At 52.3% G+C, this 21,514-nt stretch carries 18 protein-coding genes; 8 read left to right on the forward strand and 10 right to left on the reverse strand.

Going from position 1 to position 21,514, the window contains the following annotated elements; all coding sequences use genetic code 11:
- Positions 1–148: 148 nt before the first annotated feature.
- On the forward strand, positions 149–1,120 hold the full coding sequence (locus tag CFF01_RS03860; RefSeq protein WP_088903929.1) for a zinc metalloprotease: 972 nt from the start codon (positions 149–151) through the stop codon (positions 1,118–1,120).
- 4 nt (positions 1,121–1,124) lie between these two features.
- Complete coding sequence (locus CFF01_RS03865) at positions 1,125–1,514, forward strand: hypothetical protein (protein ID WP_088903930.1); 390 nt, start codon at positions 1,125–1,127, stop codon at positions 1,512–1,514.
- A gap of 12 nt (positions 1,515–1,526) precedes the next feature.
- On the opposite strand, the gene CFF01_RS03870 is transcribed toward CFF01_RS03865, so the two are convergent.
- The 4 genes from CFF01_RS03870 to CFF01_RS03885 are packed head-to-tail and all read right to left on the reverse strand — an operon-like array spanning position 1,527 to position 4,955.
- Positions 1,527–2,285, reverse strand: a complete 759-nt coding sequence (locus tag CFF01_RS03870) for a sulfite exporter TauE/SafE family protein (protein WP_033539729.1) — start codon at positions 2,283–2,285, stop codon at positions 1,527–1,529.
- Between the two features lie 23 nt (positions 2,286–2,308).
- Positions 2,309–2,863, reverse strand: coding sequence for a DUF924 family protein (locus CFF01_RS03875; protein ID WP_088903931.1), 555 nt, complete (start codon positions 2,861–2,863; stop codon positions 2,309–2,311).
- Positions 2,864–2,872: 9 nt separating this feature from the next.
- Positions 2,873–4,384, reverse strand: a complete 1,512-nt coding sequence (locus tag CFF01_RS03880) for a PH domain-containing protein (RefSeq protein WP_088903932.1) — start codon at positions 4,382–4,384, stop codon at positions 2,873–2,875.
- A 4-nt stretch (positions 4,385–4,388) separates the two neighbouring features.
- The gene (locus CFF01_RS03885; RefSeq protein WP_088903933.1) at positions 4,389–4,955 is read right to left on the reverse strand and encodes a PH domain-containing protein; all 567 of its coding nucleotides are present in this window, start codon (positions 4,953–4,955) and stop codon (positions 4,389–4,391) included.
- A 156-nt stretch (positions 4,956–5,111) separates the two neighbouring features.
- On the opposite strand from CFF01_RS03885, the gene CFF01_RS03890 reads away from it, so the two are divergent.
- A complete protein-coding gene (locus CFF01_RS03890; protein WP_088903934.1) occupies positions 5,112–5,408 on the forward strand; it encodes a winged helix-turn-helix domain-containing protein in 297 nt (98 codons plus the stop codon).
- 27 nt (positions 5,409–5,435) lie between these two features.
- Here the strand turns inward: CFF01_RS03890 and CFF01_RS03895 are convergent, their stop codons facing one another.
- Positions 5,436–5,762, reverse strand: a complete 327-nt coding sequence (locus CFF01_RS03895; protein WP_088903935.1) for a DUF2956 domain-containing protein — start codon at positions 5,760–5,762, stop codon at positions 5,436–5,438.
- A gap of 189 nt (positions 5,763–5,951) precedes the next feature.
- Between CFF01_RS03895 and CFF01_RS03900 the strand changes: the two genes are divergently transcribed.
- Together CFF01_RS03900 and CFF01_RS03905 are read left to right on the forward strand one after the other, a co-directional pair.
- Positions 5,952–7,262: a short-chain fatty acid transporter gene (locus tag CFF01_RS03900; protein WP_088903936.1), complete on the forward strand. Its 1,311-nt coding sequence runs from the start codon at positions 5,952–5,954 to the stop codon at positions 7,260–7,262.
- Between the two features lie 110 nt (positions 7,263–7,372).
- On the forward strand, positions 7,373–9,190 hold the full coding sequence (locus CFF01_RS03905; protein ID WP_088903937.1) for an ABC transporter transmembrane domain-containing protein: 1,818 nt from the start codon (positions 7,373–7,375) through the stop codon (positions 9,188–9,190).
- A 65-nt stretch (positions 9,191–9,255) separates the two neighbouring features.
- Here CFF01_RS03905 and CFF01_RS03910 read toward each other — a convergent pair whose 3' ends face one another.
- Complete coding sequence (locus tag CFF01_RS03910; protein WP_088905866.1) at positions 9,256–10,239, reverse strand: DUF4382 domain-containing protein; 984 nt, start codon at positions 10,237–10,239, stop codon at positions 9,256–9,258.
- A gap of 255 nt (positions 10,240–10,494) precedes the next feature.
- Here CFF01_RS03910 and CFF01_RS03915 point away from each other — a divergent pair, with 255 nt between their 5' ends.
- Positions 10,495–11,010: a lipocalin family protein gene (locus CFF01_RS03915; protein WP_088903938.1), complete on the forward strand. Its 516-nt coding sequence runs from the start codon at positions 10,495–10,497 to the stop codon at positions 11,008–11,010.
- Positions 11,011–11,064: 54 nt separating this feature from the next.
- Here CFF01_RS03915 and CFF01_RS03920 read toward each other — a convergent pair whose 3' ends face one another.
- From CFF01_RS03920 to CFF01_RS03930, 3 genes are all read right to left on the reverse strand, one after another.
- Positions 11,065–12,660: an AMP-binding protein gene (locus tag CFF01_RS03920; RefSeq protein ID WP_088903939.1), complete on the reverse strand. Its 1,596-nt coding sequence runs from the start codon at positions 12,658–12,660 to the stop codon at positions 11,065–11,067.
- A 344-nt stretch (positions 12,661–13,004) separates the two neighbouring features.
- Positions 13,005–14,447 (reverse strand): cytochrome c oxidase accessory protein CcoG, encoded by a 1,443-nt coding sequence (gene ccoG / locus CFF01_RS03925; RefSeq protein WP_088903940.1) that lies wholly within the window; start codon positions 14,445–14,447, stop codon positions 13,005–13,007.
- A 176-nt stretch (positions 14,448–14,623) separates the two neighbouring features.
- Positions 14,624–16,072: a sigma-54 interaction domain-containing protein gene (locus CFF01_RS03930; protein ID WP_088903941.1), complete on the reverse strand. Its 1,449-nt coding sequence runs from the start codon at positions 16,070–16,072 to the stop codon at positions 14,624–14,626.
- A gap of 441 nt (positions 16,073–16,513) precedes the next feature.
- Here CFF01_RS03930 and CFF01_RS03935 point away from each other — a divergent pair, with 441 nt between their 5' ends.
- Positions 16,514–19,105: a TonB-dependent receptor plug domain-containing protein gene (locus CFF01_RS03935; protein ID WP_408640510.1), complete on the forward strand. Its 2,592-nt coding sequence runs from the start codon at positions 16,514–16,516 to the stop codon at positions 19,103–19,105.
- Between the two features lie 89 nt (positions 19,106–19,194).
- Here the strand turns inward: CFF01_RS03935 and CFF01_RS03940 are convergent, their stop codons facing one another.
- Positions 19,195–19,734 carry a thioredoxin family protein gene (locus CFF01_RS03940; RefSeq protein WP_088903942.1) on the reverse strand — a complete coding sequence of 180 codons (540 nt, stop codon included), beginning with the start codon at positions 19,732–19,734 and terminating at the stop codon, positions 19,195–19,197.
- A 290-nt stretch (positions 19,735–20,024) separates the two neighbouring features.
- Between CFF01_RS03940 and CFF01_RS03945 the strand changes: the two genes are divergently transcribed.
- A complete protein-coding gene (locus tag CFF01_RS03945; protein WP_088905868.1) occupies positions 20,025–21,503 on the forward strand; it encodes a S10 family peptidase in 1,479 nt (492 codons plus the stop codon).
- Positions 21,504–21,514 lie beyond the last annotated feature (11 nt).

Raw genomic sequence — 21,514 nt, forward strand, 5'->3', positions numbered from 1 at the left:
AATGGTTATCATTTACATTTGTGTGGAGTGTAAAGAGAAATTAAAGAAAACCGCCAGGCCGTGGAGAAAAGCGCCTTTGTTCGCAAGTTCGCCGGCTTTTCCTATACTCAGTTATGTGAACTGGATCTGATTTTAAGGTGAGGCTGTCATGAGAAGAAGCGTAATACTGCTAACCACTCTGCTGTTGATATCAGTAAGCAGTTTGGTTCAAGCCGATCAAGAACTGGCAAGGACGAGCACGACGCCCGCATTTGACCATGCCCATGCTAACGCCGCCTTCCTGCGTTGTGGTACCCGTACCCCCTCAGATATTGAGGTGCGCTTACTTAATGAGCACCTGAAAGCCTTAAAGAAACCTAGCGGCGTTGGTAACGGCAATGGCGGCGGTGGTGGCAACGGTGGTGGTGGTTCGAGCGACCCATACACCCCGGTAGGTTACAATATTCCTGTTTACGTGCATGTTATCGTGAGCAGCAGCGGCGATGGCTATGTCCACTCCTTGATACAGGATCAGATAGACGTGCTTAACGATGCCTTTTCTGGTGCGGGCGGCGGAAGCGGCTTCGATACTAAGTTCAGTTTTACCTTGCAGGGTACCACAACGACAGAAAATGATGCTTGGTATACCGCTGGGCCGGGCACCAGTGCCGAGCGTGATATGAAGCAAACACTGCACGCGGGTAACGCCGAGACCCTGAATATCTATGTGTCCAACCCTGGTGGCGGCTTGCTGGGCTGGGCAACTTTTCCTACCGATTATGCCAGTAACCCAAACGATGATGGGATTGTGATCCTGAATCAATCTCTGCCAGGCGGCACTGCGGCGCCGTACAACGAGGGGGATACTGCCACTCATGAGGTGGGTCATTGGCTGGGCTTGTACCACACCTTCCAGGGCGGCTGTAATGGTGGAGGGGATCAGGTTGGGGATACACCAGCCGAGCGCTCAGCAGCTTACGGCTGCCCCACGGGGCGCGACACCTGTAGGCGCGACGCCGGTGACGACCCCATCTATAACTTCATGGACTATACCGACGATAGCTGCATGGTCGAGTTTACCCAGGGCCAGTCTGAACGTGCCGATATGTTGAGTGGTTTCTACCGCTGGCAGGCGAAATAAGGATATGCCTAGTTCTGTGCTGAAACAGGGCCTATGGACTCTCGCCATAGGCCTTTACTTTTGGGGAACGCCCTGTTTTGGCGAGCGGCTGCGCGCCCCCGATTTTGTTCCTTGCGATCGCAACCATCTTACCTCCTGGCAGGGGGAGGTGTTTAATTATCACAGGAGCGAAACTCAGATAGATTTTGGCATTCGTACCCTCGATGGCACCATAGAAAGGTTGAATATTGCCTATCAGCTGGAGCAGATGCGCTTAAACGGCGGCCTGTTTACCCGCCCCGACTGGAAGACGCTGGAGCTTTCCCCCGGTGTACTCAAGCCATCAGTGGCGGTGCGGGTATGGCGCTGTGAGCAAGCTGGGGTTGTCAGCTATATGATAGATTGGCGCAACTAATCTATCTGAGTGTTAGTGAAGCATGGCGGCGATACTGCCGCAGAGCGTCATTAAAAACAGAAACCACTTCAACACATTTGGACTGACCTTAATGGCCAGTTTCACCGCCAGATGAGCGCCCACCATAGTCCCTGCCGCTAAAATTAAACCGGGTAACCAGAGAATCAGATCTTCATAGATAAACACCAGCAGTGAGGCCAAGGTAAAAAACAAGGTGCAGAACACCTTTAAGGCATTGGCTCTGACCAGATCATATCTCAGGCTACCCGCCAAGGCGGCCAGGAGGACAAAGCCAACGCCAGCCTGCACGAATCCGCCGTAGATCCCGGCTAGCGTCAGCCAAAACCAGGCCTTGGGGGTCTGGCTCATCTTGTTAACCGGGGTGCCCAGTTCGGGGGAGATGATGGCCGGGCGCACCAGTATGATAAAGGCCATTAGCAGCATGGTGCCCAGTAGCAGGGGTTTGATCAACTCGCTGGGGGCGTAGGCGGCGGCGCCCGCACCAATAAATCCGCCGACAATAGTGGGCAGTAAAATAGGGCCCTTGTCGTCGGTATCCAGCTTGCCATGCTTATGAAAACCTATCATGGCGGTGATCGATTGCACAGTGACGCCGACGCGATTGGTGGCATTGGCCACCTCGGCGGGCATGCCCATCACCATGAGTGCGGGCAGGGTCAAGTTGGAGCCGCCACCAGCCAAGGTATTAATGATACCGGCCATAAAGCCGGTGACTAACAGCAAGAGGCCGTGGGCCAGGGTGATCTCCATGGGTACTCCTTAATCCCTATGGGTTAAAAGCTTGAGCCGGGCTCGGCGAGAAACGCCAGCTCCTCTTGGGTCGATTGTCGTCCTAAAATGGCGTTGCGATGGGGATAACGGCCAAATCGGTCGATGATCGCCTTATGTCGCTGTTCAAATGCCAGGTTATTCTCGGCACCCTCACGGTTAAAGAGGATCAGAGCTACCTCATGAATTGCCCTGGACTCGCTGTGCATATAGGGCATATAGAGAAAGGGAACTTGCTTAGGTTGCAACTGTTTGTCGACACCAGCGGCGACCGCTTCCTGGGCCAGGGCTAATGCCATGGGATCGGCGGCGAATGCCAGGGGCGTGTCCCTGTGGATGTTACGGCTAAATTGATCCAGCACTATGATCTCAGCCAGACGCCCCTGAGGTGTGGTGCGCCAGTGATAGAGTTCGCCATTGATTGCCTGAGTAAGCAGCTCGCCAAAGCGCGTTTTGATCCCTTGGTCAAACGCCAGATCTTTTGCAAACCAGGCTTTAGGCTCAATCTCCTCGAACCAAAACTTGAGTATCTCGTCAGGCGTATGGCTTATCCGGTTCATTTGTGCTCCTTAAATCCAGTTTTTGGGATCTTGCCTGGTTAAACTTAACGCGGTTTCGGCAATCAATCTAGCCTCTGTCAGCGGAATATAGGGGATCACCAAAGGTCCTGACGCAAGCCCTAAATGCAAGGTGGCCAGCGCGTTGCGTTTTTGCCCCGGTGTCTGTGAGATACTGACATCCTGAGTTTTTATCAAGGGAACCAACTGCCAGGATTGACCCAATATGCCGCTGTGGATCCAGCAGTCATCTCCCTCGAGATGATAACCACACTGGCGATAGTGCAGATACAGGCCGATTAGCGACAATAGGGTTAAGCCATACACAATTTGGGTAAAGGGCGTAAAACCTGTGATGGGGGTTAGCAGTAGAGGAAGGAGTGCCAGCGGCAAGGCGCGGCGCCAAAACCAGCCGATGTGGATCCCCTGAAAAGCTGAAGGCAAGCGATTTGCCTTAGTCGCCAGGTCATCGAGTCTGGGCAGCATCTCTGCTATGTCGCCTTGGGTCATGCTGGGGATCAGCAGGTGACGCTTGGCGAGCTGCTCTACCTCATTGCCCTTCACCTGCTCGAAATGCACCGTCCAGCGCTGTAACAGGCGGCCGATAGCGGGTTGCTCGAAACGCACTGTCTGGACCCTGTGCAGGCGCAGTGCATCTTGTTGTTTGGCCAATACTCCGCCGGTTCTGTGGAGTGTCCCTTGACGTAAGCTGAGACGATAGGGGTAATACTTGAGCACCGAAGATGCCATGGAGATCAGCGATAGCAAGAGGTAGACAAGCGTCAAAGTGACAAGAATAAATAGCGCCTGATAGCCAAGCCCGGTAGCGATATGGGTCTGATACCAGTGCAGCAGCCCTTGCACCAGCGCATTGTGCTGCAGGTTTTCCCAATCTATCTGTCCCAAAATAGAGCCTGAGATCAGTGACAGCCAGATGAGGTTGTTTTGGTACAGACCGAAGATCATTAATGCCTTAAGATCTTTGGCGATCACTAAGCCTTCTTTTGGTATTTCATGGTTGAGTTGAGTCTTAACCTGTTGTTCTATTGGTGACTGCTTTTGTGTATGCGCCCTAAACAGCTCTCTTTTGAGCTGCATCGCCTGGCGATAGTTGACGGCGGCGAGTACGGCTTCGTCTCGTTTGGAACCCGCGGTTTCCACCACCAAGCTATAGAGGCCAAGGGGGCGAAAATAGAGCGGCTGTTCCAGGCGGACATTCTGAATCTTGTTAAGGGGAATTTCCTGCGCCCGTTTAAAGATCAATCCCTGACGGATCCCCAACTTGGCGTCTTGCAATCGATATCGATACCAGGCCCATTGCAGGCTGGCATAGCTTAAAGTAAGCAGACAAACGCCTAACGCGACCAAGAGTACCCAAGGGGAGTTAAAACCCTGCTGCCACCCGGTATAGACCAGCGGGATCAGGGCGTAGCCATTGGTCAACAGTTGCTTGAGACCGCCAAAACTAAAGCTGATGATAGACCAGGGAGAGAGGCTGGCCCACTGGGCAAACCTAGTATTCATCAGCTTAGGCTTCCTTCTCGTCTGAGCCTTGCTGGCTTAACGAAGCCTTGGCCAGCAGGTGTCTGCGTAGCGGCTCAGCTTCCTGGGTATCCAGTCCTGGTAGGCTGATTTCGGCACTGCCGCTGCCAGCACTGAAGCACTTGAGGGTATGCAGCGAAAAGTAGCGTTCCAGCGGCCCTTGAGAGAGGCTGACATGTTGCAGTCGTGTATAGGGAAGGGCGGTCTTCTTGTGCCAAATTAGCCCTTTTTGCATGACAAACTCATGTTCAAATACGCCGTAGGCGATAGAGAGGGCGTGGCGATAACGGCAATAGCCGACTGTGGCTGCCAGGATAAGCAGTAGCGTACTTAGGGCGATGATCAGGCTGCCGGGCAGGTTGAGCAATATGCTGGCGATAGGGGCGATGATCAGTAGCGGCGTGAAGATCAGCAGGCTTTCTATCTGTACCTGCTGAATATAGGCCTGTTTGAGTTGGGTCAGTGGCAGCTCATCAATATTGAGCCAATCAGAGCTGTCCAGGCGTTGCCGTATCGGTGCAGAGGTCGCTTGTTGAGGAGTCACATCTTCCATTTGTTATCCTACCAAGTGGCGATTGAGTGCTGTTGATGAATGACTATATCACTTTTATCAGCGGCGTCAGCACTTTGCGCCTGTATGTGATGAATCTTTTATGTTACAAGAGTAAGAATACTAATTGTGGTAATAAGTTAGAGAAGAGAGGAAGCCTTGAGCCCCGAGTTATCTAAGCAGAAAATTGCCTTCATGAGAAAGCTCTATCTGGCCCATTTGATTGATGCTGAACAGCATAACCTGTTGTCGCTCAATAAAGCGACCTCTATGCCTCGGCGTACCCTGCAAGATGCCATTGCCGCCCTTGGGGATATAGGCATTAGCTGCACCTTCGTGCAGGATGGCGAGCGTCATAACGCCGGTTACTATCGGCTGAATGACTGGGGACCTATCGATAAGCGCTGGGTGAAGGCCCATATCGAGGAGATCGCCCAGTCCTTAACGCAGGCGTGATATCGCCCTAGCAGTCATAGTGCCGCCTTAATGATTGAGCAGGTAGGCACAAATAAAACCAACCCAGCTGAGGGCAAGCAGTAGCCAGGGCAGAATATTCACCTGCCTGGCCTCTGGCGATGGCGCTTCGGTGTCTGTGTCGTGCTGCTGACGCTGTTTGGCTTTAAGTTCTTGTTTACGCGCCTTATCCCTGTCTCTTGCCTTACTCTTCTGACGTTTCTTGTATTCGGCAATTCCCTTTTCTATCCCCTGGGCAATCAGCTTGGTTTGCTCTTTGGTTTGTCCCGGCTTTTGGGTCGCCTTGGCAATTTTTAAGGCTTCATCTTTGGTCTCGGTGGAAAACTGCTGGGCCATAACATCTTAAGGTGGTGAATTGTGGCCTCACTATAACATGAGAAGGTGTAGGAAGGAGGGGGGATATAGCAATGAATCCAGGAGTTGCCGATGACCCTATACGATAGTATGAATATGATTTTGTTTAGATATCGCTTAACCTGATCGCGGCTAATCAATAAATAATACTAAGCAATCAAGGATAAGAATATGCTCAATAAGGCCGCTCAACCTCTGGTAAAACTGGTCGATCGTTACCTACCCGACCCCTATATTTTTGTGTTGCTGCTGACGCTGCTGGTGTTTGGCGCTGCTATGCTGGTGGAGCAGCAGAGCCCTGTGCAACTGGTGACCTATTGGGGCCAAGGCTTTTGGTCGCTGCTCAGCTTCTCCATGCAGATGCTGCTGGTGCTGGTGGCGGGTTACATGCTTGCCAGCTCGCCACCTATCAAGCGCCTGCTCGATAAAATTGCCGGCCTGGCCAAGAGCGCTCCCCAGGCGATCATTTTGGTGACCTTAGTGTCCCTGATGGCCAGCTGGATTAACTGGGGTTTTGGCCTGGTGGTGGGCGCCTTGTTTGCCAAGGCCTTGGCGCGTCAGGTTAAGGTGGACTACCGCTTGCTGGTGGCCAGTGCCTACTCGGGCTTTGTGGTTTGGCACGCCGGCTTAGCGGGCTCTATTCCCCTGACCATAGCGACCAAGGGGCACTTTGCCGAGGATAAGATAGGCATCATAGCCACAGAGCACACTATCTTCGCCGGGTTTAATCTGGCCTTGGTGGCGATCCTATTCGTGCTTATCCCACTGGTTAACCGCTTCATGCTGCCAAGCGACGAGGAGAGTATCTATGTCGACAGGGACAAGTTAGCAGAACCCGAAGCCGAAAAAGAGGCCATTGTTCGGCCTGCCGATCATTTGGAAAATAGCCGTTTGCTTGCCTGGGCAGTGGGGGGATTGGGTCTTGCCTACCTGGGGCATTACTTCTTTGCCGCCGGTGGTAAGCTGAATCTTAATATCGTCAACTATCTGTTTCTGTTCCTCGCCATTATTTTGCATCAAACGCCCCGTAGTTTACTGCAGAGCCTGAATGAGGCGATTAAAGGTGGCGCAGGCATAGTGATCCAGTTCCCCTTCTATGCGGGGATCATGGCCCTTATGGTGCAGTCAGGGCTGGCCCAGAGTATTTCTGCCGGTTTTGTGGCTATCGCCAGTGCCAACAGCCTGCCGTTTTGGAGTTTTATCAGCGCCGGGATTGTTAACATCTTCGTACCCTCAGGGGGCGGTCAGTGGGCGGTGCAGGCGCCTATCATGATCCCTGCGGCCGAGGCCTTGGGCGCAGATGTGGCGCGGGTGGCGATGGCGGTCGCCTGGGGTGATGCCTGGACCAATCTGATCCAACCTTTCTGGGCGCTGCCGGTACTGGCGATCGCGGGCTTGAAGGCGCGGGATATTATGGGTTACTGCTTGATGTTGCTACTGATCACTGGCGTAGTAATTAGCATAGGCCTCACCTGGTTCTAGCGAGTCCTTGTCAGTCAGCATTAGGCTAGAAACAAAACCCGCTTTTCATGGCGGGTTTTGTTATTCTGTCAGCTAATTGCCCTAAATCGCTTAATCTAAGGAAGGCTTGCTTGTCTCAACCACTTGCCGCTGAGGTTACTCAAAGCAGATCCTCAAATACCAAGCGGGCCGTGCTGCCCTGGATTGGTGGCTTCTTACGCCCTTACCGTCGCCGTGTGGTGGCCGCTATTCTCTTTCTGTTTATCGGGTCCTTGGCCTGGCTGTCACTGGGACAAGGTGTGCGCCTCATGGTGGATGAGGGGTTTCTTAGGGATAACGGCGACCGCCTAAACGAGATCATCTTGCTGGTGATTGGGATTACAGCGCTAAGCAGCTCTGCCATCTTCTGTCGTTTCTATCTGATGACTTGGTTAGGGGAGCGGGTCAGCGCCGACATACGGCTTAAGGTTTATAACCATCTGCTTGAGCTCTCCCCAGGTTTTTACGCCAAATTGCGCACCGGTGAGGTGATTTCGCGCTTTACCGCCGATGCGACCTTGCTGCAATCTGTGGTGGGTTCGAGTCTCTCTATGGCGCTGCGGGCCAGTGTGACTGTGGTCGGCGGCCTGGTGATGATGGCGATCACTAGCCTTAAGCTTACCGCCTTAGTATTGCTGGCGGTGCCCTTGGTGCTTGGCCCTATCTTCTTCTTTGGCCGCAAGGTGCGTGAACTGTCGCGCCGCAGTCAGGATAAGGTGGGGGATCTCGGCGCTTATGTAGATGAGTCATTGCACGAGATCCACACGGTACAAGCCTATTGCCATGAGGATCGCGACAGGCAGCTGTTTGCCGAGCGGGTCGAGGAGGTGATGGCTGCTGCTAAAGGGCGCATCAAGTACCGCGCGATTTTGATCTCTTTGGTGATGTTTCTCAGTATCTTGGCTATTGCCTTGATCACTTGGGTGGGGGCAAAAGATGTGATGGCACAGGCGATCACCCCGGGTGAATTGTCGGCCTTTATGTTCTACGCCGTGATGGTGGCGGGCGCCGTAGCGACCATCAGTGAAGTGATTGGCGAGATCCAGCGCGCCGCCGGGGCTACCGAGCGGTTGATCGAGCTGGTGGATACACCCATAGACATTCCTCAAGCGCTTCATCCTAAGTTGCTGCCCGCTAAGGTGCGCGGTGAGCTCAAGTTAAAACAGGTACGCTTTGCCTATCGGGAGGCCGCCGAGGGTCAGGGAGAGAGTGAACATAATGATGAGGTGATCCGCGGTCTGGACCTGCATATTCGCCCCGGTGAGCGGGTGGCCCTGGTGGGGGCTAGCGGCGCCGGTAAGAGCACCCTGTTTGAACTGCTACAGCGCTTCTATGTGCTCAGCAGCGGTGTGATTGAACTCGATGGCATCGACATTGCCAGCCTGCGTCCCCAAGAGCTGCGCCAGCAATATGCCTTAGTGCCGCAGGAGTCGGTGATCTTTGCCACTAGCGTGCTGGAAAATGTGCGTTATGGCCGCCCCGATGCCAGCTTAGAAGAGGTGGTTCAGGCCTGTATCGCCGCCCGCGCCGATGAGTTTATTCGCGAGTTTCGAGAAGGTTATCAGACCTATCTGGGTGAGCGCGGCGTGCGTTTATCTGGTGGGCAGAAGCAACGTATCGCCATCGCCAGAGCGATTTTGGCAGACCGTCCCGTACTACTGCTGGATGAGGCGACCAGTGCCCTGGATGCGGTGAGCGAACAGAAAGTTAAGCAGGCGCTGGATCGTCTGATGCAGGGGCGTACCACCCTGATTATCGCCCACAGGTTGTCGACCGTGCTCAATGCCGATCGCATCTTGGTGATGGAGAAGGGGCAATTGGTGGCCAGTGGCACCCATGGTGAGTTGATGCAGGGCAACAGCCTGTATCGGGAGTTCGCCAGCTTGCAGCTGCTGACTGAAGAGTCCTAGCGGACAGGGGCTGATAGATTTAAGGGCAAACAGCAGGTGTTTGCCCTTTTCTACTAGCCTATGAATTAGCCTCTGTGGCCGCCGTGGCCGCGACCACACTGATGGCGTGTTTCTCTGCCACCATCTTCAACGGTGATCTCTCCGCCATCCTCAAACAGGCTAAATGCGCCTTGAGTCATATCGTTTTGGGCTGGATCATCCAGGTGTCCCAGGCAGGTATATCCCACCCTGTAGCTTCCCGAAGGCAGATATCCCATGGCAAAGAACCAGTTGCCATTGATGTCTTGGCGTACGGGGGAGATGGCTACCGGCGAGAAGAGACCATCGCTGCGGTCCTGAACTATGTCGCCCATCTGCGAGATGTTAGTCACTTCATTGGAGTAGAGGTAGGCCATGTGGTAGAACTGACCGCCCTCTGGTGCGTTATCGGCGTTTTGGGTCTCGCAGTCTGCAATCCATTGAGAGTCCATCTCACCGAACAGATGGCCCATGGTTTCATTGTCTATAGAGTAGACGCCGTGATGGTTGAGCTGATATTGGCCGTCGGAGAAGTGCATCGACTGGTAGAGATCAATCTCCATCGTCAGGTTAAGGTGCTGATGTTCACCTAGGGTAAAGTTCGCCATAGGAAGGTGGCCATTTTCTATCATCAAGGGGTGTAAGCCCTGACCGTTCTCAATGGCGCAGCCTTGTGCCTGATCGCCGTTGACTAAGGTGAAATGCACATCATGATATTGGCCTGCAGGAAGTTCGAGGCCATCGATCACTTTGTGGCTCTCTTTACCTTGGTAATCGAGCAGATTAAACCTATGTTGAGCCATATCCCGGCTATGTACTTGGCCATGAGCATCGGTCATCACCAATTTGTCGAGCACCAACTCGACCCGGCTGACCTGACTCATGGGGGCATCTGAAATGGCAATACTTACACTGCCGGTGCTAACAACTTGTTCTGGTGGGGTGTTATCGTCTGAGCCGCCGCAGCCCGCTAACATAAATCCAGAAAGAGCAAAGGGTATGAGGGTAAGGGGTAGAGTAAAGGATCGCATCTGGGGTACACCTTTTAATGAGTTTTTTCTAATGGTATTACTCATTCTAAGGGCACCTTAGTTAAAGAATAGTGATTTGTTGGTTAAAATTTATACTTTGTGAGCGGGCTAACGCTTAGGGAGAACAAGAGTTGAAGGCCCAATAAAAGTGCGATAGGAAAGCCATTTAGCCCCTAGTGAACCTTAGGGAAAATCGCTGCGTATTGCTTTAAAGATATGATTTTTCAAGCACACCTCAATAATTGGAGTATCCAAATGAAATGGCCGTTAACCCTGAGCTTGGTTTGTCTGTTAACTTTTTTGAGTGGCTGTACTAGCGCGCCCAAGGGCATAGCGCCGATTGAGGGATTTGAACTCTCAAGATATCTGGGCACCTGGCATGAGATCGCCCGTTTAGATCATGGCTTCGAGCGCGGCCTCAGCCAGGTGAGCGCAGAATACCAACTGCGTGATGATGGTGGTGTCAGTGTGATCAACCGTGGCTACTCGGCGGCGGATAAAAGCTGGAAAGTTGCCGAAGGCAAGGCCTACTTTGTCGAGAGTTCAGATATTGGTCATCTTAAGGTCTCCTTCTTCGGCCCCTTTTATGGTGCCTATGTGATCTACCGATTAGACAGCGATTACCAATACGCTTTTGTGACCAGCTACAACCGAGATTACCTCTGGTTGCTGGCGCGCAGTCCAGAGATAGATGAGAGCTTAAAGCAGGATTTTATTAATCAGGCCAAGGCGCTGGGCTTTGATACCCAAGCGCTTATCTGGCCGGGATGAGCAAAGGTGAGGTCAGCGCCGGGCGTTGAGAGAACCCCCGGCGTGATGCCCGGCCTATTGTCTTAGCTCTCTGCGTAGTATTTTGCCCACGGTCGATTTAGGTAAGGCGGCCATAAATTCGAAAATCTTCGGCACCTTGTAACCTGCCAATTGCTCGCGGCAATGCGCTAGCAGCGCCTCTTGGGTCATCTGGTGATCAGATTTAGGGTCTCTCAGCACGATGGCGGCCTTAACGGCCTCGCCGCTGCGGCTATCTTCGACGCCAATGACAGCACATTCCAGTACGCTCTCATGGGCCGATAGCACATCTTCCACCTCGTTAGGGTAGACGTTAAAGCCGGAGACATTGATCATATCTTTCATGCGATCCACTATCTTATGCATCCCATTATCAGTGGCCAGGGCAATATCTCCTGTCTTGAAGAAGCCGTCCTGGGTCATCACCTTGGCGGTCTCGTCCGGCTTTTGCCAGTAGCCTCTCATCACCTGCGGACCTTTGACTGCCAGCTCGCCGACCTCTCCGTGGGGGACCTCTTGTTCATTGGCGTCGATGATCTTGACCTGAGTGTAAATCACGGGGCGGCCTATGGTGCCAAGACACTCAAGGCCGGGGGCGTTGAGCGAGACCACGGGGGAGGTTTCTGACAAACCATAGCCTTCGGAGATGGTGCAGCCTGTAGTGGTTTGCCATATGGATGCTGCTGCCTGGGTCAGTGCTGTGCCGCCGGAGATAGTGATCTTAAGGTGGCTGAAATCCAGTCCTTGAAAGGCCTTTTGATGGCACAGGCCAACAAACAGGGTGTTGAGTCCGGCGAATCCGGTAAACGCATGCTGTGACATGGTTTGGATCAAAGCGCTGATGTCTCTCGGATTTGGGATGAGTACGCTACAGCCGCCCTGTTCAAAGTAGACAAAATTCACCATAAAGGCATAGATATGATAGATGGGTAATGGTGCGATGAAGATCTCTTCGCCCTCGACAAACTTACTGGACAGGCGTGATTGTACCTGCAGCATATTGGCCAGCAGGTTGCTGTGGCTCAGCATAGCGCCTTTCGACAGGCCTGTGGTGCCACCTGTGTATTGCAGCGCCGCCAGGCTCTCTTGCGCCACCTTAACTTGGCGATAATCAGATTGGCTGCCCAGGGTTAACACCTGCTCAAAACTCACGGGGGCCAACGGGCTGTCGACAAGGGGCTGAGGCGCGATGAGATCGAGGGCATGGGTGGCGATAAGGGTCTCAACTTGGGTGGCTGGGATCACCTGCTCCAGTGTCGGTAGCAGATCGCTAAGCACCACCAAGGCCTTTGCTCCAGAATCATTGTATTGATGGATCAACTCCCTTTGGGTATAGAGGGGGTTAGTGTTGACCAATACCATTCCGGCTCTTAGCGCCCCATAGGCGGCGATAACAAATTGGGTAATGTTGGGCAGCTGGATGGCAATTTTGTCGCCAGCCTTCAGCTGGGTATGTTGTTGCAGGTAGGCGGCGAAGTAGCGGGAGTCGCGTTCTATATCGGCAAAGCTGCTGGCTTTACCCAGACAGACATAGGCTGTCTTATCGCCAAAGCGCTTAGCAGCGGTTTCGATCAGATCGATCAGTGAGCCATATTTGTCCAGATCGACATGGGTATACGAATCATAATCCATGGACGCTTCTCCTTTGATTATTATTGTCAGCGTTATCGTAGAGTCTCAATCAAACAAGTGTTTAGACTGTGCTAAAAATTCGCCTAGGTCAACCATAACCGGAAGAAAATAAAACGCTTGTTTAACTAATATCTTGCTGAATAAAAAGTGATTTTCTTATTGCGGAGTGTTTATCTGGTCTGACCATGTGGTGAGGCCGATGGGAAGTATAGGCGCTAAAACATAAGTAGAGAGGCATACTCGCTTAGGGCTGCATACTCAGGTGTTAACCTTTTCATCGCCTTAGGAGTGTAACGGCCCCGGCTAAGGGGAAGCGCGTTTGGGCCGTTACCTACTTGGTCTTGTTAGAAGGGACTCAGACTAAAGAAAGGACTCGATTGAGAGACCTTATCCTTGGGACTACTCAGGTTGGTGACGGTAAAGTCGATAGTCTGCTTTTGCAGTTTAGTGCCAATGAAATCGGGCTGTTTTTGCTCGTACACTGTCACCGGATAACTCAGTTGCTCACCCGCCTTGATCAACACCTTTTGCGCTGTTTCTTTGGCGATGCTGTGGTGGTCAGTGCCAGTTAGGGCAATAAGATAATGGTGATCCTCCTGGGTCTTGTTGCGGATCTTCAGCGTATAGCTGTTTTCTATGCGACCATTGCCCACCTCTCGATATAGGCTCTGACGGTCACGTATCACATTGAGATCTATGCTTTGATGGCGATAGAGATCCAGCGCAAATACACTCAGCATAATCAGCACCGCCACACCATAGCCGACAAATTTAAAGGACGAGAAGCGTTTCACCTGCTTGCCCTGTAACTCATTTTCGCTGGCATAGCGGATCAATCCCTTGGCATAGCCAAATTTGTCCATGGTTTGATCGCAGGCATCGACACAGGCACCGCAGTTGATGCACTCATATTGCAGTCCGTTTCGAATATCTATGCCTGTGGGGCAGACATCGACACACAGATTGCAATCGACGCAGTCGCCAAGGTCGGTGGCCTGTTTACGTTTTCTCGGACCGCGTGACTCACCGCGGGCAGCATCATAGGAGACCGTCAGTGTGTTGGCGTCGAACATGGCAGACTGAAAGCGGGCGTAGGGGCAGCAGTGCAGACACATCTGCTCGCGCATCCAACCTGCGTTGAGGTAGGTGCATAGCGCAAAGAACCAGACCCAGGCGCTCACCCAGAAGCTGCCGCTGAGGGTAAAAATCTGTACATAGAGTTCGTTCGCCGGGATGAAGTAGGCGATAAAACCACAACCTGTGATCAGCGCTGCTAGTCCCCAGGCGAGGTGCTTGGCGGTGCGTTTGAGGAGCTTCTCTAGGTGCCAGGGCGCCTTGTCCAGGGCGTGACGCTTGTTACTGTTGCCCTCAATCTGCCTCTCTATCCAGACGAAGGCAAAACTCCAACTGGTCTGTGGGCAGAGGTAGCCGCACCAGACACGCCCCCAGAACACGGTGACGAAGAAGAGGGCGAAGGCGGCGATGATAAACAGCCAGGCCAACAGGGTAAAATCCTGCGGCCATAGGGTTAGGCTAAAGAAGTGAAACTCCTGGCGCTCGACATCCAAAAGGATCGCCTGGCGTCCTTGATAGGGGATAAAGGGGAGCAGGAAGAAAAAGAGGATAAGCAGGCTGTTGAGGCCGGTGCGCAGGCGTTGATAGCGACCCTTTTGCTCTTTGATGTGGATTTTTCCTGGCTTGGCGGGCAGGTTAACGACCGGGATTGCAGTGCCCTGTTTGGCCTGGGGCGAGGCGAGGGCGGCGTTACGGCTAAGATCTTGACTCATTGAATTTCCAAACTCTTGCTTAAGGGATTACCCGGAGCTAATGCAAGGAGGAAACCAAGTTTTTATACTATGTAATACATTGAAAAGTATAGGTTTAATTTTTTAGTTTGTAGTAGGTGTTAGCGATATATCGTGCTTTGGCGATATATCGCTAATTTACAGGTTGTGTGGCGCTATTATCCCGGGCGCTTTATTCCGAGTTTTTGCATGCGGGATCTTAGGGTACTGGCTGGCAGGCCAAGAACATTAGCGGCGCCATTGGGCCCGGAGATCCGCCAGTTGAGGCGTTTTAAGGTGCGGCGAATGTGGGCGGCCTCAACCTGCTGAAGGGTTTGAAATTCTCCCTTATCCTCGGGCGCAGGTTCGGCCTGCAGTGCGGGGATCTGCAAAATCTGTCCGTGGCAGAGTATGCTTTGACGTTCGATCACATTTTGCAGCTCTCGTACGTTGCCGGGCCAGTGATAAGCCATTAGGTGTTGCAGCCCTTGCTTACTGACCCCCTTTATCTTCTTACCTAACTTAAGATTCAGATTGGACACAATATCTTTGATTAATAGAGGGATATCTTCGAGTCGCTCGCGAAGCGGCGGTACATGCAGCGGAAATACATTGAGACGATAGTAGAGATCCATGCGAAACAATCCCTGTTCGACGCGTTTAAGCAAGTCGTGATGGGTCGCTGTCACCAGGCGGATATCGACCTTGATGGGAGTGCTGCTGCCCACGCGTTCAAACTCCTGCTCCTGGATCACCCTAAGCAGCTTAGACTGCGCCTCGAGGGAGAGTTCGGCCACCTCATCGAGAAACAGTGTGCCTCGATGCGCCAGTTCGAAACGGCCTTTGCGGCGGCTGGTGGCCCCGGTAAAGGCACCTTTTTCATGGCCAAACAGCTCACTCTCAAGCAGTGTTGGCGAGAATGCGGCGCAGTTGACACTGACCAAGGGCTGATGGCTGCGATCGCTCAGCGCGTGTATGTTGCGGGCAACCAGTTCTTTACCCGTACCGTTTTCACCGTTGATCAGTACCGTACTATTGGTGTTGGCCACTAACTTGATCTGATCGATAAGTGACTGTATTGCCTCACTCTCACCCGATATATTGACCTCTTGTCTGTGGCTGGCCAGCTCGGTCAGCAGATAATCATTTTCGTTAGCCAGCTTCTCCGATAGTGCCTGCACCTGTTTCAGCGCTTCTCTGAGCGAGGCTTCGGTCTGCTTCTGAATGCTGATGTCGCGAAATATCGCGACCACGCCGATGAGACGGTCCTGTTTGTACACTGGGGTAGAGGTGTAATGTACAGGGAAGCTGCTGCCATCCTTGCGCCAGAAGAGATCATGGCTGATCTCCCGTGCGATGCCATCGTGCAGCGTGTTATAGATTGGGCACTCTTCCTGGGGATAGGGGCTGCCGTCGGCATGACTATGGTGGTGACAGTCGTGGATATTTTTACCCAGTAGCTCCTCAGCTTTCCAGCCTGTCATCCGCTCCGCTGCTGGGTTGATAAACACCGCATTGCCTTCGAGATCGAAACCGTATATCCCTTCTCCTACGGCGTTCAGTAGCAGTTTATTCTCAGGTAAAAAGTCCACATGGGCATCGGCTACCCCTTGGTGCTTACAACTCATTTTCCCCACTCCGTGTTGGTGCCTGTTCCGCTAGTTTAGCCTGGGTCACGATATTTCGCTAAAAAAATTTTGAGTGGCCAGGCACTGCATACCTAACACTGCATCGTGGATGAACTCAATTATTCATTTAGAGGTATAAGTTAAATATTAGTTAAATTTTTATCATGTTTTGAGTAATTGTTCTATAGTGGCTGTTTGAGCTTTAATGGCTATTATTTTTAGTTTTTTGTCGTGAAATCATTACTATTGTTCACATTTTCGAGTTAGTGGCTTATGGCCTATCTGACTTATTTAGAACAATTAGTATTAGCAATTATTTCTTGTTTGTTATAGAAGTGTAAATGAAATGTTTTTATTTCACTCTGGGGAACGCCTGTGGTGGTTCGTGTGTTTTAGGCGCGAATGATGGCGAAATATAACAAAAATTATGCGGGAAATATGATGACAACAAATAAGAATAAAGGTTTTGGCGTGAGTGCGCTTAGCTTTGCCATCTCGTTGGCGTTAACGGGGTCGTTAGCCAGTACACAGGCGCTTGCCGATGAGCAGCAGGCTGCAGCGTCTGACAATATTGAAAAGATCGCCGTGGTGGGGACACGTTCTGCCCCGCGCTCAATTGGTGATTCGCCAGTACCTATCGATATTATTAGCAGTGATGATCTTAAGAAGAATGGTTCTACCGACATGATTGACATGCTGGTGACCTCGGTACCTTCCTTCAACTCCCGTGCTCAGCCAATTAGTGATGCGGCCACTCTTATTCGTCCGGTCAACCTACGTGGCCTGCCGTCTGACAGTACCCTGGTATTGGTCAATGGCAAGCGTCGCCATAGAGCCTCAGTGATCGCTTTCCAGGGGGGCGGCATTAACGATGGTGCCCAGGGACCAGATATCTCTGTGATCCCCAGTGCGGCGCTAAAACAAGTTGAAGTGCTGCGTGACGGTGCCGCGGCGCAATATGGCTCAGATGCCATTGCCGGTGTGATGAACTTTGTTCTTAAAGATGACGCCGAAGGTGGCTCGATCACCGTAGGCCAAGGAGAGTACTACGAGGGTGACGGTGCCACCACCACTATCGATGCAAACGTGGGGCTACCTCTGTCTGACGCTGGTTTCGTTAACCTCAGCCTGCAATACAAGAATGCCGATCCTACCAGTCGCAGCATGCAGCGTCCCGATGCGGCAAACCTGATCGAGCAGGGCAACACCTTCGTCGAAGACCCAGCACAGATTTGGGGTAACCCTGAGATCAAAGACGACTACAGCTTCTTCCTGAACTCAGGTTACGATATCAACGATAATGCGCGCTTCTATGCCTTTGGTAACCTTTCATCCCGCGATGTGGTGGGGGGATTCTACTATCGTAACCCTCACAATCGTGGCAATGTCTACTCGGTGGATGATGGCGAGACCTTGCTGGTGGGGGCGGTCAATGGCGATCCTTCGACCTGTGCCGTGGTTCCTATCCCTAAGGTAGATCTTGACGGTGATGGGATTCCCGATGTCGATGGCAACGTGCTCGAGACAGATGCCTACAAGGCGATGGTCGCCGACCCTAACTGTTTTGCCATGAACCAGCTGCGTCCCGGTGGTTACACACCACAATTTGCCGGTACCGTTGAAGATGCTTCATTTTTTGCTGGCGTGAAAGGTGAGTTAGGTGCCTGGAACTATGATTTCAGCGCGGGGATGGGTAACAACAAGTCTACCTTCAGCCTGAAGAACTCGCTGAACCCCTCGCTGGGCTTAGATACGCCTACCGACTTTGAAACCGGTGCCTATGAGCAGGCCGAAACCACGGTTAACCTGGACTTCTCACGTATGTTTACCGTGGGCAGCGTAGAAGATATCAGCTTTGCCAGTGGATTCGAATGGCGAGAAGAGTCCTTTGAGATCACTCAGGGCGAGGAAGCTTCTTGGATCGCCGGTCCCTATGCCGACCAGGGCTTCAACATTGGCTCTCACGGCTTTAAGGGCTTTGGCCCCGAGGCGGCAGGTAAGAACTCTCGTAACAACATAGGTGTGTATGCCGATATAGAAGCCTACCTGGGCGAGCGTTGGTTGCTTGGCGCCGCGCTGCGTTACGAGGATTTCTCAACCTTCGGTGACACCCTAAACTATAAGCTGACGGCGCAGTTCTCGGCCACCGACGCGCTCTCTTTCCGCGCTTCTCACAGCACTGGTTTCCGTGCGCCGACAGTGGGTCAGGAGAATGTGGTAAACACTCAGACCTCTATCGTTGAGGGCGATTTGATCCAGACCTTCATCGCGCCGCCAACGGATCCGCTATCGGCCTTCTATGGCGGTAAGGTGCTTAAGCCCGAAGAGTCGGTCAGCTACGCCATCGGCGCCGTATTTGAGCATGAAAACCTCTTCGTGACGGTCGACTACTACAATATTGAAGTGACTGGACGTATCGCTCAGTCGAGCCAGATAGAGGTTAAAGCCGATGACTATGAGGCGCTGCGCGCCGCTGGTGTCGAGTTCCCAGAGCTGATCTCTGCGGTGACATACTACACCAATGACTTCGATACCACGACTCAGGGTATCGATCTGGTGGCTTCTTATGATGCTCAGTTGTTGTCTGGCGATACTAAGTTCAGCCTGGCCTATGGCTGGACAGATACCAGTGTCGACAAGTACAACCCAAATACTACAGATGAGGGTAAGGTGCGTCGTTTAGAGGAGGGGATCCCGTCTCATCGTGCAACCCTGACCTGGGCTCAGTCTTGGGATAGATTCAGCATGTCGCTGCGCGGTAACTACTTTGGCGAGTATTATGCGACCCACGCCGACGACACCTCGGATTGGGGTTCAGAAATGGCCGATGCGGCGGTAACCTTGGATCTTGAGCTGAGCTATCAGTTCCTCGATAGCCTGACTGTCTCTATCGGTGCCAATAACCTGTTTGATCAGGAAGCGCAGAAGCTGAAAGACGGTACCCGTGGTGAGCTAGGTGCGATCTACTATGAGAGTGGCCCGTTCGATTACAACGGTGGCTACTACTATGGTCGTGTGAACTACCGTTTCTAATCTCGGCGCCCCAGGCGCTAGCGATTGAAAACATAAGAAGGCTGCATTGCAGCCTTCTTTTTTAGCGACTCTTTCTGTGCTGAATACACCTAGCCGCGAAGGGGGAGGGCGCTGAGCAGATCATCTATAGATAGCACCCTGGGCAGTATCAGCCCATTAGGATAAGCCTGGCTGTAGACGATATTAAAAGGCACACCATAGGCCTGATACTTTGCCAGATAGGCCTCAATCATGGCATCGCTGTGGGTGAGTTCGCCGCGCATTAACACCATATCCTTATCCTTTAATCGCTCAACCACCACAGCCTGATGCAGTACCCTGTCTTTATTGGCTTTGCAGATGTTGCACCAATCGGCGCTGACATCCACAAATACCGTTTTGCCCTCAGCGAGTATGCTCTCTATTTTTTCGGGGACGAGTGGCTGCCACACCAACTCTTTATAGGCATTGGCGTCGGCTTTAGGGTAGATAAAATAGCTGATGGCGCCATTAATAGATGCAAACACTAGCAGCAAGGCCAAGACGGCTGCAGGAATTTGACTGCCCTTTGCTTTCTTGTAACTGAGCCAGGCCAGTAGACCAAGCAGTAAGCTCAGGGTGAGAGCGCTGATCAATAAGATGCTATTCATGCTGTCCTTAGTATTTGTTTCATTGCATTATTTTACGGAACTGTCTTGCGTCGGCCAGTGTAACACCCCTTGGCTTAATTAAAGCTTGTTGGCGAATGGGGTGTGAAAGATTTGTTTGCAATTGATGCTTTGCGCCGACTGTAGAATCTTTGTAAGCTGCCCCATCACCACAATAGAATAACAATAATAGGATGTTTTTAATGGCAGATTTATGTTTGCGACCATTCTCGGTAATTCACAGCAAAATTAAATTGACCAAATATCTATGCGCTGCGGCTGGGCTGTCGCTCATGTTGTTGAGCTTGCCGGGTCATAGCGCAGAGCAGGACAAGGCAAAGACCGATAAGCCACAGGTCGCGGTCGAGCCTAAGGTCTACACCAGCGAAGGTCAGGTTAAAATTGCAGGAGAGCGGGTACATTATCGCACCATAGCGTCAGAAACCATCTTGGAAGATGACAAAGATAAGCCGCTAGCCAGTATCTTTTCAGTGAGTTATCTGCGCACCAAGACAGACACTAAGACACCAAGACCAGTCACTTTTGTGTTTAACGGTGGGCCTGGCTCGGCATCGCTGTGGCTGCACATGGGCTTGTTTGGTCCTAAGCGTGTGGTAGTGCCGGGTGATGCCAAAGACGATGGCGCCGCTCCTTATCGTTTAGTGGATAACGAGTTTTCGATTCTGGATAAGTCTGATCTGGTGTTTATCGATCCTGTCGGCACAGGCTTTAGCCGAGCACTAGGGGAGAACAAGGGGCAAGATTTTTGGGGCGTGAAAGAGGATGCCCAGTCGATCGCCGAGTTTGTCCGCCGCTGGCTTATCGAACATGGCCGTTGGAATTCGCCTAAATATATTGCCGGTGAGAGCTATGGTACGACCCGCGCGGCGGCATTGGTGAATGAGCTGCAATCTGGCTGGACAGATATTTCGGTCAATGGCGTTATGTTGATCTCATCGATTCTGGACTTTAGCCATGCCCGCTATCAGCCAGGAAACAATCAGCCCTATATCGGCTTCCTGCCAACCATGGCGGCGACCGCTTTTTACCATGACAAGGTGGCCGCCACCGATAAGGCGATGGGGCTAACCGCCTTCGTCGAGGCTGCGCGTCAATTTGCGATAAAGGATTATGCCTTGGCGCTGTTGCAGGGCAGTCGTTTGCCTGAGCAGGATTATCAGGCGGTGCGTCAGCAGCTGGCTCGTTTTACCGGCTTGAGTGAAAGCTACTTAGACAGAGTGAATCTCAGGGTTAGCGCCAGTCGTTACACCAAGCAGCTGCTTAGGGACCAAGACCTTACTGTCGGTCGTTTAGACAGCCGTTATCTGGGGAGAGACTATGACAGTGGCGGCGAGCGCACCGATGGCGATCCTTCTGGTTATGGCATAGATGGTGCCTATACGGCGGCCATTCATGAATACCTGTATAAAGACCTTGGGGTGCAGATCACTCGTCCATTTAACGTACTCTCTGTCGACGTTAACCGAGGTTGGAACTGGAATATTAGCGGTAAGCAGATGCACTATGTCAATGTGGCGCCATACCTTGGCGAGGCGCAGCGGGAAAACAGCGACTTTAAGATCTTGGTGGCCAATGGTTACTATGACTTTGCGACTCCCTTCTTTGCCACCGAAAATACGATGGCCGACAATGGTATAGACAATAGCCGAGTAGAAATGCACTACTATGAGGCGGGCCATATGATGTATGTGGAGCCAGCATCGCTGGCGGCTCTGGCTAAGGACGTTCGCCAGTTCTATCAGGCGAATTAATCTTGCGACAG

The organism is Shewanella marisflavi (assembly GCF_002215585.1).
Lineage (GTDB): Bacteria > Pseudomonadota > Gammaproteobacteria > Enterobacterales > Shewanellaceae > Shewanella > Shewanella marisflavi.